This is a genomic window from Demequina lutea (assembly GCF_013409005.1).
Classification (GTDB): Bacteria; Actinomycetota; Actinomycetes; order Actinomycetales; family Demequinaceae; genus Demequina; species Demequina lutea.
In genome coordinates, this window is record NZ_JACBZO010000001.1 from 475728 (window position 1) to 490662 (window position 14935).

The 14935-nt window shown below is 63.2% G+C and carries 15 protein-coding genes; 4 read left to right on the forward strand and 11 right to left on the reverse strand.

Annotated elements, in window-relative coordinates; all coding sequences use genetic code 11:
* Positions 1-68: 68 nt before the first annotated feature.
* Positions 69-533: a hypothetical protein gene (locus BKA03_RS02335; RefSeq protein WP_179397659.1), complete on the forward strand. Its 465-nt coding sequence runs from the start codon at positions 69-71 to the stop codon at positions 531-533.
* Positions 534-673: 140 nt separating this feature from the next.
* Positions 674-1420, forward strand: coding sequence for a hypothetical protein (locus tag BKA03_RS02340; RefSeq protein ID WP_062076287.1), 747 nt, complete (start codon positions 674-676; stop codon positions 1418-1420).
* 170 nt (positions 1421-1590) lie between these two features.
* Here the strand turns inward: BKA03_RS02340 and istB are convergent, their stop codons facing one another.
* The 7 genes from istB to BKA03_RS02375 all read right to left on the reverse strand — a co-directional run bounded on the left by istB (position 1591) and on the right by BKA03_RS02375 (position 7876).
* Positions 1591-2379 (reverse strand): IS21-like element helper ATPase IstB, encoded by a 789-nt coding sequence (istB, locus tag BKA03_RS02345; protein ID WP_179397660.1) that lies wholly within the window; start codon positions 2377-2379, stop codon positions 1591-1593.
* Positions 2379-3584, reverse strand: coding sequence for an IS21 family transposase (gene istA, locus BKA03_RS02350; protein WP_179397661.1), 1206 nt, complete (start codon positions 3582-3584; stop codon positions 2379-2381). The genes istB and istA overlap by 1 nt, the downstream gene beginning before the upstream one ends.
* A 75-nt stretch (positions 3585-3659) precedes the next feature.
* Positions 3660-4373 (reverse strand): TIGR02391 family protein, encoded by a 714-nt coding sequence (locus BKA03_RS02355; protein WP_062075447.1) that lies wholly within the window; start codon positions 4371-4373, stop codon positions 3660-3662.
* Between the two features lie 435 nt (positions 4374-4808).
* Positions 4809-4985 carry a hypothetical protein gene (locus tag BKA03_RS02360; protein ID WP_179397662.1) on the reverse strand — a complete coding sequence of 59 codons (177 nt, stop codon included), beginning with the start codon at positions 4983-4985 and terminating at the stop codon, positions 4809-4811.
* 407 nt (positions 4986-5392) lie between these two features.
* Positions 5393-6010: a nucleotide-binding protein gene (locus tag BKA03_RS02365; protein WP_062075449.1), complete on the reverse strand. Its 618-nt coding sequence runs from the start codon at positions 6008-6010 to the stop codon at positions 5393-5395.
* 66 nt (positions 6011-6076) lie between these two features.
* Positions 6077-6418: a hypothetical protein gene (locus BKA03_RS02370; protein ID WP_152649574.1), complete on the reverse strand. Its 342-nt coding sequence runs from the start codon at positions 6416-6418 to the stop codon at positions 6077-6079.
* A 6-nt stretch (positions 6419-6424) separates the two neighbouring features.
* Positions 6425-7876 carry a hypothetical protein gene (locus BKA03_RS02375; RefSeq protein WP_062075451.1) on the reverse strand — a complete coding sequence of 484 codons (1452 nt, stop codon included), beginning with the start codon at positions 7874-7876 and terminating at the stop codon, positions 6425-6427.
* 582 nt (positions 7877-8458) lie between these two features.
* Between BKA03_RS02375 and BKA03_RS02380 the strand changes: the two genes are divergently transcribed.
* Positions 8459-9013, forward strand: coding sequence for a hypothetical protein (locus BKA03_RS02380; RefSeq protein ID WP_062075452.1), 555 nt, complete (start codon positions 8459-8461; stop codon positions 9011-9013).
* 871 nt (positions 9014-9884) lie between these two features.
* Here BKA03_RS02380 and BKA03_RS02385 read toward each other — a convergent pair.
* The 3 genes from BKA03_RS02385 to BKA03_RS02395 all read right to left on the reverse strand — a co-directional run bounded on the left by BKA03_RS02385 (position 9885) and on the right by BKA03_RS02395 (position 12025).
* Positions 9885-11357 carry a type II toxin-antitoxin system HipA family toxin gene (locus BKA03_RS02385; RefSeq protein ID WP_062075453.1) on the reverse strand — a complete coding sequence of 491 codons (1473 nt, stop codon included), beginning with the start codon at positions 11355-11357 and terminating at the stop codon, positions 9885-9887.
* The gene (locus tag BKA03_RS02390) at positions 11357-11605 is read right to left on the reverse strand and encodes a helix-turn-helix domain-containing protein (RefSeq protein WP_062075454.1); all 249 of its coding nucleotides are present in this window, start codon (positions 11603-11605) and stop codon (positions 11357-11359) included. The genes BKA03_RS02385 and BKA03_RS02390 overlap by 1 nt, the downstream gene beginning before the upstream one ends.
* 219 nt (positions 11606-11824) lie before the next feature.
* Positions 11825-12025 carry a hypothetical protein gene (locus tag BKA03_RS02395; protein WP_062075455.1) on the reverse strand — a complete coding sequence of 67 codons (201 nt, stop codon included), beginning with the start codon at positions 12023-12025 and terminating at the stop codon, positions 11825-11827.
* Between the two features lie 93 nt (positions 12026-12118).
* Here BKA03_RS02395 and BKA03_RS02400 point away from each other — a divergent pair, with 93 nt between their 5' ends.
* Positions 12119-13378 carry a phosphatidylserine decarboxylase family protein gene (locus BKA03_RS02400; RefSeq protein ID WP_062075456.1) on the forward strand — a complete coding sequence of 420 codons (1260 nt, stop codon included), beginning with the start codon at positions 12119-12121 and terminating at the stop codon, positions 13376-13378.
* 501 nt (positions 13379-13879) lie between these two features.
* Here BKA03_RS02400 and BKA03_RS02405 read toward each other — a convergent pair.
* Entirely contained in the window at positions 13880-14878 is a 999-nt protein-coding gene (locus BKA03_RS02405; RefSeq protein WP_062075457.1) for an ABC transporter substrate-binding protein, read from the reverse strand.
* Positions 14879-14935: the final 57 nt, after the last annotated feature.

Consider the following 14935-nt stretch of genomic DNA (forward strand, 5'->3'; position numbering starts at 1 on the left):
GCGTCCCTACGCAAGGGCCTCCCACGACGTGCCCACAATGAACCATGCAAGACCATGAGCTGACACCGTTGACAGCCAGTGCAATTGACTATGCGCTCGACGGTGCACGCCGCGCCATAGCGCGTCTCGGTGGCACAAGCGACCCCCGGGTGATTGCCCACGCGGCCGCCGAGGCAGCGTTTTGGATCGCAGCGGTTGACGAGGGGCTCGGCGGCAAGGCTGAACGCGGGGCATATGTCGAAGCCCGACGCCAGGGGGCAGTAGATGACCTCATGACAGGGATTCGCTTCGTACGGAATGCGAGCGTCCATAGTGAATTGGCAAGGATTGCGATCTCGGCAGGCGGTCTCACGATCCCCTTCACAGTGCCGTTCTCAATCCCCGTGATTCCCAGGTGGATTGATGAAGCACCTCCGTCTGGCTATGAGTCTCAACGCCGGTCGTATATGAGGGAACTGGCGGGTAAGGATGTGGTCCCGACTCTGGAACGTGCAGCGGATTGGCTTGCACAGTACCAATCCGGAGATGGCTGATCCACGGGCCCGAACGCTGTCGAGAGCCAGGACTGACTTGCTCACTGACGTCGTCAACCCGGCTTGTCGTTAAGCCGCCCGGTCGGCCTCAACTAGTTGGGAACTCTGAATGCGAAGCGTGACCCGAGGATACTGGTCGCATGGATGAAGCGGACAAGGACGGGGTCGCGCTGGTCGGTCGCATGGCGGTGTCTGGGCTGGCGGCCACCGTCGCGATGCTTCACCCAGAAGCCGCGGTCTTGGCGATGACGGCGCTACCGGCGCTAGACACTGGCCTACTTGCGCTGCGCGAGCGCCGCCGGAATTCGTGCGGTTACGTGCTTGCAGTGGCATCGAACGAAGCAAACACGCCGATTGACGAGCTGGTTGAGGCTTTGGTCAACAATCCTGCGAAGGCGTTGCTACTAGCACGGACGCTTGAGGCGGCGGCGGATTCAGCCTCCGAGGCAAAGGTTCGTGTTCTTGGCCGGGGTTTGGCGTCGGGCGCGGTGACCGAGGACGACGCTCTAGTGATGGAGGAGGTCGGGTGGGCGGTCATGCTCCGTGAAATCGAGGCGCCGCATCTGCGGATTCTTGACTACCTCGCGAAGCAAGATCCAGAAACGCCGGGCCACATGATGGTGGCCTCCTGGCAAGATTTGAAGGCGGTGTCAGGCTTCGATGAGTTGTTGGGACCGGCCCTTTCCATGCTCGAGCGCAATAGCCTCGTTCAGACAGTCCAGTCACTTGGCCTGGACGATCACATGCGCAACCGCTGGGGAATCACGCCTGCGAGCGCCGCCCGGCACTTCGTGCGGGGATACCTTTCCAAGGCCTGTCTCAGTCGATTCTCACGTGCCGCTGAAGCGGCCGCCCCGGCAGTCCCAAGCGCTGAAGGCCCTGGCTAACCCGGCCTGTCGTTAATCCACCCGGCGGGTGAAACCGTGCACGTGGCCGGTCCCGAGACGTGAGGGTTGGGAAGTCCGTGTGCCTGGGACGCACGGGTGTCTGACTTGTCGACGACGCTCGAATGTGGGGCCAAAGTGACGTTTGAAAATGGGGCCACTGGTTCGTGTTGTTAGTCTGCCCCATGTTGGGTTCTGGTGCTCGGAAGACTGTCGATTCCTCGTCCGCGGAGCCGGTAACTGGCGCCTTTGAGGGTGAGGACGTCGGCGTGGTGGACGATGCGGTCGATCATTGCTGCGGCGACGGCTTGGTCTCCGAAGACTTCGCCCCAGCCGCTGAATGGCAGGTTGCTGGTGAGGATCAGTGAGGCGTGTTCGTAGCGGGATGACACCAACTGGAAGAACAGGTTTGCGGCGTCTTGCTCGAACGGGAGGTAGCCGACTTCGTCGACGATGATCAGCCCGTAGCGACGCAGTTTCGCGAGTTCTTGTGGAAGGCGTCCTTGTCGGTGGGCGTCAGAGAGTCGGGTGGCCCAGTCCGTCGCGGTCGCGAACAGCACCCGGTGTCCGTGGCGAGCGGCGACGATCCCGAGCGCAGTTGCGAGGTGGGTTTTCCCTGTTCCGGGAGGTCCGAGCATAACGACGTTGCGGGCCTCAGTGAGGAACCCGCCGGACGCCAATGCGGCGACTTGGGGTCGGATCGCGGGTTGCGCGTCCCAGTCGAAGTCCTCAAGGGTCTTACGTGCGGAAAACCCGGCCGCTTTGACGCGCAGTTCGCTGCCGGAGGCGTTGCGGGCGCTCACTTCGCGTTCGAGGACGGCGGCAAGGTAGTCCTCGAACGACCAGCCCGCGTCCCGTGCTTGGTCGGCGAGCCGGGTCGCGGCGTCGGTGATTCTTGGGGCTTTCAGGGCGCCAGCGAGATAGGTGATTTGCTTGAGTGCATCCGGGGTTTTCGTGGACATCACGCGACCTCCTCGTTCAGTCCGAATGCCCGGTCGTAGTCGGCGAGATCTCTCTTGAGGTCTTCGGCTGGCGCTGGTCGTGGTTGTTGAAACTGCTGCCGAAGCCTTCTGGCCATCTCGACGTGAGCGGGGTCAGTGACGGTGCTTCCTCTGGCCCAGACGCGGGCATGGTCAGCGACGATCCGCCCGGCGAGGCGAACCTTCACCCGGTCCAGGTCCGCGATGACGTCAACGATTCGTCCGATCGCGTTCGGGTCGACGGAGTAGTCGGACGCGTCGAGGCGGACGTAGTAGTCACGGCCGAGGCGGACCCGTTCCCGCCATCCCAACTGCAACGGGACAGGCGGCAACGGGAGCATAAGAGACCGGTCGTGTTCGATCAGATCGACCGGCCGCGCGTTGATCGTGCGCACGACCTTTGTGTTCGCTGTGAGCAACCAAACGGCCAGTTGTGCGTTGAAGTCCGCCGGTGAGGTGAACGTCCGACCCGGCATAAACGAGGTTTCCATCCACCCATTGCGCCGCTCGACGATCCCCTTCGACTCGGGGTCATATGGCCGCAACTGGACGACCTTTGTGGCAAGGGTTCCCGCGAACGCAGCGACGCCCTGAGCAAGGCGGCCCCTTTGCCCGATGCCAGGTTCGTTGTCCCAAATCAACCGCCGCGGCACCTTCTCAAGTTGCCGGATCAGCTCCCACGACCCGAGGATCAGATCCTCAGTCTTGCGCGTCGGGATCATCCGTGCGGTGAGGAACCGCGAATGCGCCGCAACGATCACCAACACCGGAAGAAGAACGGCCGTGCCGTTCTCGAGAGGGATCTTGAACGGCGGGAACCACAGATCACACTGCGCCGCATCACCCGCCGCCCAACTGAGACGATCAGCCGGGTCGACAGGGCTTTGCTCCGGCCGCAACCGTCTGACGTTGTCACGGAACCACGTGATCGACCCGGACCACTCGACCCGCTCTGCGAGCACCGTCGCAGGCATCGACGGATGCTCCGCCAACAACTCCCGCACCCGGCCCTCGAACGGCGAGAACGACGTCAACTGCGCTGGCCGCTCATACTTCGGCGGCCGCGCCGACGCCAACGCCCGATCCACCGTTGACCGGCCAATCCGCAAATCCCTAGCAACCTGTCGACGCGGCACACCATCCGCGACCAGCCGCCGAATCAACGCCCAATCCTCCACTGTGATCATCCACCCAATCTGCCTGGGTGGCCTCGCTTTCGCCCGTCGCTATGGCCTCATTTTCAAGCGTCGTCGACATGACTCTCACGTGTGGCGAACGACCTTCGTTTCATCTGCCCAACGCGCAACTACCGACATCACGGCGAGGTACTCGAGGGCTTCGCCTTCTTCCCAAGTAGCGACATCGTGCGTGGCGACATTGCGGAGCCCTGCGAAGGCTCCTTGGGCCACCAGATGAAGGCCCTGTTGCCTCGACTGCCAGGTCTTGTCTTTCGAGTCTCCATCAAAGTGAAGGCGCGTTTGGCCAATCCTTGGCGGATCCGGAGAGAAGACCTGTTGCACAAGGTCTCGGTCGCTCAGTGGCGATCGAACACGCGCCTTGATGTGCGCAGACAGGGACACTGCCGCCTGCTGCACCGCTAAACGGTACTCTCCGGTCTCCCACACAACTGATGCGGCGTCCCAAACAACCGGATGCATCTTGTCCGCTCGAATCTTGGGTGAGTCCGGCGCCAAGTATTCGGGCCATTGTTCTCGATCGTTGAGAGCGCCCAAGGCCCGGCGCACGATTCTCTCGCCGTCTCCGGATGCGAGCGAGGGTGGGTCCAGCGGGCCGCGCCACTCGGGGTCTAGCTCCCGGATGATGTGAGTGATGGTTGCGACGCGCGCGATCGCTTCGTTGTCGAGTTGACGGCAGGTTTCGTCCCAGTCGTACCTGTTCGCTTTCTGGTGTGCAGTGAGTCGCTCGCAAATGTTGACGTACTCATTCAGAAGGGTTCGAGCCCAATCGATGTCCATGGTTCATGACGCTACCGGAACGCGACTTCGTGAGCACTTAACGCGTTTGCGATGGTTCGTGTTGGGAGACGTTGCGACGGTCCGCCGCACTTCAGTTTGAGAATGTGCGTACGGCTCGCGGCCGCTACCGGGGTCGCGAAGGCAACTTGGGTGTCGCCCTTCGCACCGCTGGCGCACGCCCGCCTAGTGCCCTGTGGGTCGGAGGTATCGTTGTTCTGCGGACCCCCGCCACTCACGTGGATCAGGGGGTCTAGCTGTTCGAGGACCGGCCTTCTGGCGCCGAGTCTCGCAGCGTCAGCCGCTCTTGCGGATCGCCGGGGGATCGGCGCGAGGAATTGCCTGGGTTGCTGGCGATTCGTCTGCGGGGCGTCGACAACCGCACTGTCACGCTGAACCGTGGTTTCCTGTCCGGGCAGCGGCCACGGTTGCTGCGAACTAGTCAGCGCTGATCAGGCGGCGAACGAGGTCCACCACGGCCTGGGTGTGGATGCGCGCGGGCTCCATGCTTTCGATTTCGAACGATGTGAGTACCCCTACTGCTTGGACACGCTGTGAACTCGAGAGTTGCTCCAGGAGGTCCGCATCCCGAGCAAGGAATGCCCAATTCTCCACGCCGCCTCCTCTTGGCACGGCGGCCCGCTCTTGCTACCCCATTGCCCCGACACCGCTCGCCGCAGCTCAGGCCTTCGCCGCTCGGATCTCTTCAATCAATGCGAGTTGCATCGTGCGGTCTGTGGAGAGCCTCTCAATGAGGAGACGGACGGCCACTGAGTGCGGCACTCTCGCCACGGCCAAGTCGCCTGCCGCTTCTGAGCAAAACTTCACCAGGGTCCGATAGTCGCGGGGTGATAGGTCCGTGGTGACGCGCACAGTTTTGGTGCGCACGCTCGTGCCCTTCGGCATCGTGACCCCAGTTTCCGGGGCCTGCGAGCCGGCTGCCGGTAGCGGGGGCTTCGCAGATGCTGCCGTTCGCGATCCGGCCTTCGCAAGTCGGATGGCGAGGTCGTTATCCCGGGGAGTCACAGGGTCACCTCGAGTCCGAGGACTTCGAGTGCGACACCTTCGTACGCTCCGAGTTCGGTAACTTGTGCACCGAATGCTTGCGCGATGCTCTCCCGACGTGGCACGACGGTCGCCAGCACCTGGTGTCCACCGCCTTCAATCGCCGAACGAAACAGTGCCGTTGACCTGGCGTTCGCGACTGTGCGAGTCAGCAGGACTCGAGTGACCCGCGGCGCCTGATCGATCTCCTCGAGTTCATCGATCGCTTGCCAGACGTCGGGCAGGCGCTCGAACTCGAGCATCGTTGGCGCCATCGAGACAATCGCGAGATCCGCGTATCGGAGCGCGCTCCGGACTACGCCAGCCTGTTCTGCGAGCGGAGGCGTGTCGATGATGACGACGTCGATTGAGTCCGGCACGATGCCAGGCAGGCGGGTGTGAAGGTCTTTCACGGGGAGGCCAATCGTGGGTGTCTGCCACTCGCCAACCTCGCTCCATCGGAGGGCGGATCCTTGCGGATCGGCATCGACGACGAGGACGTGGCGGCCTTGCAAGCCCAGCGCGTGTGCGAGGTATGCGGTGCTCGTGGTTTTGGCGGAGCCGCCCTTGAGGTTCGTGATTGCGATCTTGAGCATGAGTTCCTTCTCCGGGTTCCAGTAGGTCAGTAGGTCAGTAGTTCCGTGGTTCCGTAGTTCCGTGGTTCAGTAGTTGCTGATGGCGTTGTTGACCCGCCGTTTCTTGGCGGTCTGCGAAGGCGTGGCACCTCCCCGTGGGGCCGAAGCGGCGCCGAGTGTTGAGACGAGCGTGTGGATGATCTCGAGTTCGTCGTGTCTCAACGAAGCGGTGCAAGAGGTGCGCGCGAGGTAGTCCAGCCGCGCCAGCAGTCGCTCCGTTGGCGTCGGCTGCTGGGAATTGGCGCACCGCGTGCATATCCAGCCGGCTTGGTCGAACCTGGGCCACATGGGGTCGCCGACCGCGATCATTGCGTTGCAGCTTGGGCACCAACTTGTCATGCGCGCCCTCATTCCGGGTTCTGTAGACATGCGCTCTTACCTCTTCCTTGTGTGGGGTTCTGTGACAATCCGGTTGGTTCCGGCTCGGACGGGTCGCGTAGGTTCGGTGGTGTCAGCCACCGCGGCGGCCACCGCAGTGAGGGCCGTCGCCACGGCGGCACGGGTTGCGGGATCTGCGGCGTAGTGGCGGCGCAGCGCAGCCCGTTCACCGAGTCTCGCGGCGGTTTCTGCGGCGGCCTTGTGTCGGGCGTCGGTCTCGGCGGTTCGCCGTTGAGCGCGCGAAGCCACTGGGGCGCCATCGGGATCGAGCCAGGCGCGTAGCGCCCAGGTCATCCAACGAACTGGTTGCCCGATGTCTGCGGTGAGCGCCGTGCTACGCCTGCTGGTTGGGGTGTGGTCGAGCGCATGGACCAGGTCGTCGACTGACCAGCCCGCGTCCACGAAGACCTTGATTGTGGCCGCGATCGAGCGAATTGAGGCCGAGGGGCATCGCCTCAAGTCGGGGGCGCGGTGTCGCAGCGCGGCCGCGAACTCGCATCGAACCTCGCGGGCGCGACGGCGAGGCCCGACGCTTTGCGTCGGAAGGTGCCGCGGTGAACTCTCGGATAGTCGGCCGAATAGCCCAAGCGCCATGTTCTCCGTGCACGGGATCGGGTGCGATGCTTCGCGCGCGCGCAGGGTTAGTGACCCCCTACGGGGGTTCACACGGGGGGTATCGACCTTTTCCACAGCCCGCAGGATCTTGCCTGTGGGAGACGCAGAAGGTCGAGAGTCGGCGGGCTGGCTCAGCACATACACCGCACGCAATGCTGAGCCATTGGTGTGAGCGAGGTCAGCGCTTCGGCCCGCAACTATTCGCGCCAGGAATCCTGCGCGAATCAGCATGCCGACGTAGCGCTTGATGGTGCCGACGGACACGGCCAACCGCGCAGCGAGCCGCGCGTGTCCTGGCGCGGTGCGAAGGCCTCGTGGTCTCGCCTCAGCTCCCAACACGCGAACTAGGGCGTCCATGCGGTCGCGTGCGGTGTGTGCCGTTCTTGGGTCACGCTGAGTGTCATCGAGGCCCGAGCGGAAGTTCGAGGTGGCATACGAGGTCCACCAATTTGCCTTGCTGAAGCGTCGAGGCCGCTCACCGTCGTGCTGGCGCTCCCGGGCGACGGTGAGTTCGGCGTTCCGGTCCTCGGCCCGCCGGCCCCGGAGTGGGGCGTCGGCGTGGACTGCGCGTGACATCGCTCTCCTCGATTCGCGGATGAGTTGTTGTTGGACGGGAGTGCACTGGTGCCAAGCGGGCAATCGCGTGGCCGCCGGCGTCGGTTGGGGGGCAATGGTGCGTTGGATCTTCAACTGAACGTCCACGGCGCGCGCGCCGTAGAGCTGCGCCAAGACCTCTGCGGGACGTGTCACCGCGTCGGCGAGTGTGGGCTCCGCGATGCGCGGGTTCGCCGATGGATATTGCCGTTGACCGGTGTGATTCGGTCGGCCTACCATGGAGGTCCAACCACGTTGGATTGAGAACCCTCGCTCCTGTCACCGCCAAGTTTCAGGGAGCGGGGGTTTGCTCTTGCTGGCGCAAGCAAAACGTCCCTCTCGCGCACCCCGGTGGGGGTGCATGTCGTGCGAGAGGGACGTCAATGGAGCCACTGACGAAGTCAGCAAGAAGTCAGCACCAGAGGTGGAACAGGTGGTCTAAGTGGGCCAGCACTGTCTGGCATCTACGACTGGAACGGGCTCATCCAAGAGCGCTGAGGCGCTACTAATGACTCGTAATGAATAGGTCAAGAGTTCGATTCTCTTAGGCGGCTCCACCAATTACCAGGGATTGTGTTCCGAAAGGGACTCAACTGAGGCTCCCCAAGACGCCCGTATGGGGACACAATGGGGACGCTGAGTTTTTGACCCCCTCTACGCTCCCCAACTATGGGGACACTTTCTCCCCGTTTGGGGAGTCGTGGAGCGGACTCGATGAGGCGGGTAGGTTGGTGTCTTGACGGACCCTTGGGGGGAACGACGATGGCATCCACACATACTCCGAGTACTTCGAGCCCGGTCGGGCGTGGCAAGGTGACAGCGTTGGCGCCGGTCGTGGGGTTCGCTCTCGTCGCCATGCTTGGGCTCGCTGGGTGCACGTCGGATCACGACGCGTTGATGGCGCAGGCCGACAAGGGCGCAAGGTACGAGATCGCGAAGTATCACGTTGCCACCGTCGCCTGCATGCAGCGGAACCTCGACGCGGGGGTCTATGTGAACGACACGGACTTGCCCGCGTACATCAAGGGCTGCTTCGACACATCGACCTATGGCATGTCCGACTCGGCACTCAAGGCGGGTGGGTATGACGTGCCTCCGGGCAGTTCGTTGCGGCTGATAGAACGAGATCCTCACGACGTGAATGTGCGTCGCATTGTGGTGATCGACGCGGCAGTCGTGAGTCTGCAGAAGTTGTACAGCGACGTCTCCGTCTCGTACGGGCAGTGCTGGAGCAGCACCATAGACCTGCGGGCCGGCACCATGACTACCCCCGAACGCGAGCAGTGCAGCGCTGATTTACTGTGGCAGATCAGCGGGCGTGGCGACCAACTCGACACACTCCTCACGGTTGCGCCGGACGACGTCACGGGCGGTTAAGCGCGCGTTCCTCGTAATGAATAGGTCAAGAGTTCGATTCTCTTAGGCGGCTCCAATATTTACCAGGGATTTTGTAGGATTACGCCGCGCGCGCCGCACGTTTGGTCAGCCATCAGGTCAGCCATTCGGCTTCGATTCGCCGATATTCTGCCGCACCGCGCGCACTAGTGAGTCAGCAGAGCGCCCCACGTTCCGCGAGGCATGGCGCGCCGCTCTTGTTGGTGCCGCTCCATCGTGGTTCTTGGATGTTGCCGTATGGACAGTCTGCAGCGTGGGAGCGCACGCGAAGCCCAAAGAGGCTGCGTGTACGTTCAAGCCCGCCGCTCAAGCACGGGCGACGGAACCAGCCGATGGGAGCCATCCGCAACGGGTTCCTGAACGATGTGGGATTGCCGCCAAGGTTGCGTGACGACTTCGATGCGGGAACGCCAGCTCGCCCACGTGTCGCCAATGCCCGACGCTCGGGGTGTCGGGAGGGAGCCGGGGCCAAACACCATGGGTTGAGCGGCACCATCTGTGCGGAGCGGCCGCCTCCGCCGACTGGCGGCCAACCACCCGTCCAGCGTCAAGCGATACCGGGTAGGTCCACGTGAAGCCCCGGTAGCCGACCCCGAATACCCCTACGAGTGATGTTGCATATTCAAGTGGAGTGCAGCGGCAATCTACCCGGCTCGATCAGTCGCGCCAGGGAAGCGCAACGCCCCGTCGGGGCGAACCGGGGCGGGGCGTTGCGCGGAGTGGGTGGTTAGTCGTGCATCACAGTCGAGAAGGAGCAAAGGCCTAAGAGCACCAGACCGCCCAGCGTGCCAGCCACCACACGCCTCTTCATCGTCGTGGTGCTCATCCTCATCGTCCTTTTCGTTGTCGTCGACTACCGACCGGAGCGGTGGCCCTTGCTCGGCGAGCCGGGGTGTCCTTCTGGCAGCACGCAGCGTGACCTTGTGCGTGCGATGTAAGCGTTGCAAACCCTCTCTGTCTTCGTTTCTGGCTTCCGCGCTGGCGGCATTGCGGTCGCAAGGCGAGCACTAGCGCGTCTCCGGACCACGGCCAACTCCGCAGCCGCACCGGGCTGGGCCGCGCCGCACACTCCATCGACCCGCTCGCCCCACTCCTGGGCGCGCGAGCGCAGAGACTCAACCACCGCCGGGTCAACGCCCGCGACGGCCGCGGCGCCAAGCGCCTCATCCAGTGCGGGGCCCACCCGAGAGGCGAAATCGGAAACCGCAGCCGAATACCCTTCGGGGTCCACGCCGAGATCGTCCGCCGCCTTGGCGGTGGTGCGCGCATCCAGCCTTCGCAGCCGGTAGTCCCCGCCGAACTTCATCGCCATCTTGCCCTTGAACCACACGCTCTTGGGCGACCACACGAGCGCGGCGCTGATCAAGTCGTACGCGGGGGCCAGACGCACCTGCGGGCCACGCATCAGAAGCGACCCGTTCTTGCCGTGAGCGTCAGTGTTGGCCACGACCATGTTGAAGGCCTGTAGCCGGGCGAACTCGGCGATGGAGCGCTCTCGTTGCGCCGGCGACACGTTGGCGCGCAGGAGCGCCTCTACTGCTCGCATCGATGGCCCGCCATCACTCTCGTACTTCTGCGCACTGCCGATCCCGAGGGCCTGGCAAAAGTCCTCTTGATGGAGGCGCACAACGGCGTCCTCGCTCGTCGTGCGGTCGTAACGCTCCACTGCCACAACCAGCCGTCCGTCGAAGTTGAGCAGGTCCACCCCTGGCACCGACAGCCCCATGATCTTCGCTGCGCGCATCGTGACGAACTCGGCGACATCAGAGTGTTCCCTGTGGTTCATACCCACCTTGAAAATGTGCGTCGATGGCTGTGTACCCGTCGGCTCTACCCAACGCTCCCCCACGCGGGAGAGGGCGAACTTGCCGTGCTGCCCGGCCAGCGACCAGCGACCGATCTCGGAATCAAGGTCCACGTCAGCCGGGTTGGCATGGAGCCGATCGATCTCGGCGGCGATGTGCTTGTCGCTCCACGGAATCAACTCGCCAGGGCGCTCGATAGGTTGCCCCTCAGGCACGAACTGCACCGCTCCGGCAACGTCCAGGCCGATGTGGTGCAGCAGAGAGTAGGCATCGGTAGCGCGCACATCGAACTTGCTCGCGATTGCGACGCGCGCGTCTTCATTCTCCGGCAGCAGATTCTCGATCCACCGCTGCGGCACCACGCCAGCATGCTCGGCGGTCCGCTTCGGCATCGACAGCGATAACGGGGTGCGCTCCCCAGACGCGGCGTACGCGGCGAGGTAGGTGAACACCACCGTGTCGGAGGCGCTGCGCGTCATCTGGCCCGCGTGATGACCTTCGATGTAGACGTCGAGCGCCATCACGCGCCGCCGGTGACCTGGTCGAGAAGGGTATCGCTGGCCTCGGGGACCATGTCGCACACATAGCCCACACAGCGCAGCGCCTCGATCACGAGGCGTATCTGTGCCGTCGGGGAACCCTTCTCCGCAGACACGACCCACTGGCGCGAGACGCCCATCTTGTCGGCAAGGTCCTGCTGGGACCAGGCGTTGGCTTGCCGCCCGCTGCGAATCTGTGCTCCGATGTCAATTGCGTCGAGCGCGATCATTGCCCTCTCCTGTCGTCTGTGGGTGACGCGAACTCATGTGTCAACTATCGCTGACATTAGCGCGCGTGTCAACTAACCACGACACCATTCGCGAAACATGACGCGTGGGGGTTCAAGAAGCCTCGCGGGACCGCACCACGCCCCGCCGGGGACGAACCCAGACGGGGCGTGGTGCGATGAGGAGAGGTAACCAAACCGTGGGTCAGGTCAACCTGTCATCTATCCGTGCAGCAGTCCCCCCTTCTCACCCCCGGACGCGGCGTCGTAGGCCGCAAGCACCTCCAACTTGTACTTCGCGGTGAACGCACGACGCCGAGCCCGCTGAGGAACCTCCGGGTCCGGACGCTGCGCATCATCAACCATCAGAACAGGATCCTCGATTACAACCGAGGAGTCGAGCACAGTCGTAGTCATCGTCATTCGAGAGAAGTCTCCATCCCCGCCCATGGGTCACGAATTGTCAGGAAGTAGGCGCCTCACCCCGGGTTGAGAGTCAGGGGTAGGTTTGGCGGCATGACTATGGACTCGCCTCCCGACCGGATCCGGCGCCCGGGAGGTTGGCTGCCCGAAAAACAGGATGACCTCGAGGACTGGATCGAGGGGCACCGGGAACGCGTGGAAGCGCAGCGGGAAAACGTCCAATTGCACCCGGTGATCCTCGAGTTCCAGGATCTGATTGCCAGAGACCCGGTCGTCCGGCTCTACATGACGGAGATGATCAAGCAGGTTCCGAAATCTAAGCCCTACCGCAAGAGGCACCTCACAAGCGTCGACCAGATGCTCCTGCTGATCAACGAGATCCTCACCACGGCCCCGGAATTCAGTGATGGCGGCATGATCACCACCCCGCTGACAGCTCTCCTCGACTGGACCATGGGGACGGAGGCAGGGTTCGCTGCGCACCGCGACCCGCGCATCGTCGCGATGTTCCGCAAGGTGTTGGATGCCTGGTGCGTGTTCCTGACGAGCGAGGAGTCACTGTACGTATTGAATGACTCGCCCTCCGGGTGGATGTCAGAGAAGGCTCGGGAGGTCGTCGGGATGGACGACTACGAGTACGATCCTCTGGCCGCGCATTGGGGATTCACCTCGTGGAATGACTTCTTCGCCCGACGGCTGACCGCGACCTCCCGGCCTGTGGCGGATCGAGAGGACGACAAGGTAATCGTCAGTGCGTGCGAGTCGACTCCGTGCAAGATCAGCTCGGACGTGCAACGTCAGAGCAGGTTTTGGGTCAAGAATCAGCCCTACTCTCTCGATGACCTCCTCGCACGAGATGAATCTGTGGACCAGTTCGTCGGCGGGACCGTGTACCAGGCGTTTTTGAGTGCGCTGAACTACCACCGTTGGCATGCGCCGGTCGCGGGAACGATCGTCCGGGCGTATTTGAGAGACGGCACGTATTTCTCCGAAGCGGACTCCGAGGGTGTCGAGGCGGTCGATCCGACTCTGTCGCAGTCGTATCTGGCTCATGTCGCGGCCCGGGCGATCATCCTGATCAAGGCAGATGATCCGGTGATCGGTTTGATGGCGATGATCCCGGTCGGCATGGTCGAGGTCTCCTCCTGCGTCATCGATCCCGAAATCGTGCCCGGATACCACGTCAACAAAGGCGACGAGTTGGGCTACTTCCAGTTCGGTGGGTCGACCGCGTGTCTCGTCTTCCGGCCCGGCGTAATCGACGAGTTCGCCCTTGCCGCTCTGCCCCAACCACAGGATCCAAACGCGCCCCTAGTGCGCGTCCGGTCCAAGCTCGCCACAGCCAGATCCTGACCTGAATGCACACCGCGCAGCGCTTATGTCGAGCCGCCAAAAGGGGTACGCCTCGCAATCGGCGCGGTCAAAACCAGTAGGCAAGGGTGCAGGGCTGGTCCGCCTCCCGGACGTGGAGGTAGCGCCCTATGCGTAGTCTCTTTTCAATTCTGTCGACGCTCCTCGAAAGCTAGTCCGGTAGCGCTCTTCGAAAACTTGGCCACCCAGGCAGATTGGTTGGGTGATCACAGTGAACGAATGGGCGGAGATCCGTCACCTGCATGGCACTGCGGGCATGTCGATCCGGGGGATAGCGGCGCATCTGCGGCTCGCCCGGGACACGGTCGCGAGGACGTTGGCGGCCGATGGTCCGCCCGCGTATTCGAGACCGCCAGACCCCCCGGAGGCTTTAAGAGGCGTTTCGTGAGAAACCTCGGACGCAACAACAGGCACCGATCACTACGATCGGCGCCTGTTGTTGGCAGAGTATCTAAAGAAGGCTCTGCGTCATGCCACCTCGGCTCACGGTGCTGGCAGGAAGTCGCGGTTGATGAACGTGGAGTAATCGGGAATCGTCGCAGTCGACGGGAGGTTCCCCTCGGTCTTGGCCCACTGACCTAGGGACGACAGCCCGGTCGGCAGGTCGGACGGTAGTTCGATCGTGTAGTCGAACTCCGGCAGGATCGTCTTGACGAGATCAGGTGAAAGTTGGGTGGCCGTGGCGACGGCGCTGACCGCGCTGGCCTTCTGGCTCGTCAGGTCCTTGCTGGCCTTTTCCAATGCTAGTTCGAATGACTTGAGCGCATCGGCTTTGTTTTTGACGGCGGTCGTCGATGCTAGGTAGAGACTCTGTTGAACATAGGTTCCTGCTGCTGGCTTGAGCACGACGGCGTCGCTTCCGAGAGCCGCGATGACCTGCTGCTGGAAAGGCTGGAAGATGGAAACTGCGGGCACGTTGCCCTGCTGCATTGCGGTAACGATCGCCGAAGGGGCGACGTTGATCAGCTGGGCATCGACGCCAGATTGCTTCAGGAAGCTGGCGCCGAAGTACGCTGCGCTAGTTCCGAGGGGTGTCCCGACCTTTTTGCCCGCGAGGTCGGCGGCGGTTTTGATGCCGGCTTTCGCGCTGCCCACGATGACGGAACCCTTCCAGCGTGAACCGTCAGCAATGATGACCATGTTCTTGGCGCTGGCAAGAGCTGCGGAGACGGGGACGTCCGCGGAAGTGGTGATGTCGACCTGCCCGGCGGCAAGAGCTTGGAGTGATTGAACGCCCGTGGAGAAGTCGATCACCTTCACAGTGAGGCCTTCGGATTTGAAGTACCCGTTCGCTTCGGCGACGGGCACTTGTGCCCACGAAGGATCCGGAACGAAGCCGACGGTCAGGGTTTTGGACGCGGCGCTGTTGTTGGCGGCGGTCGTGTTCGAAGAGGAACAGGCGCTGAGAGAGGTGGCAACGATCGCCCCAAGGGCGAGCACGAAGACGCGATTTGCGAGGGGCCGGCGAAATGTGGAGGGCATGCGGATTCCTTCTGTATGCGGTAGTGGGGAAGGGGGTGTGGTGCTAGGTGAAGTCGG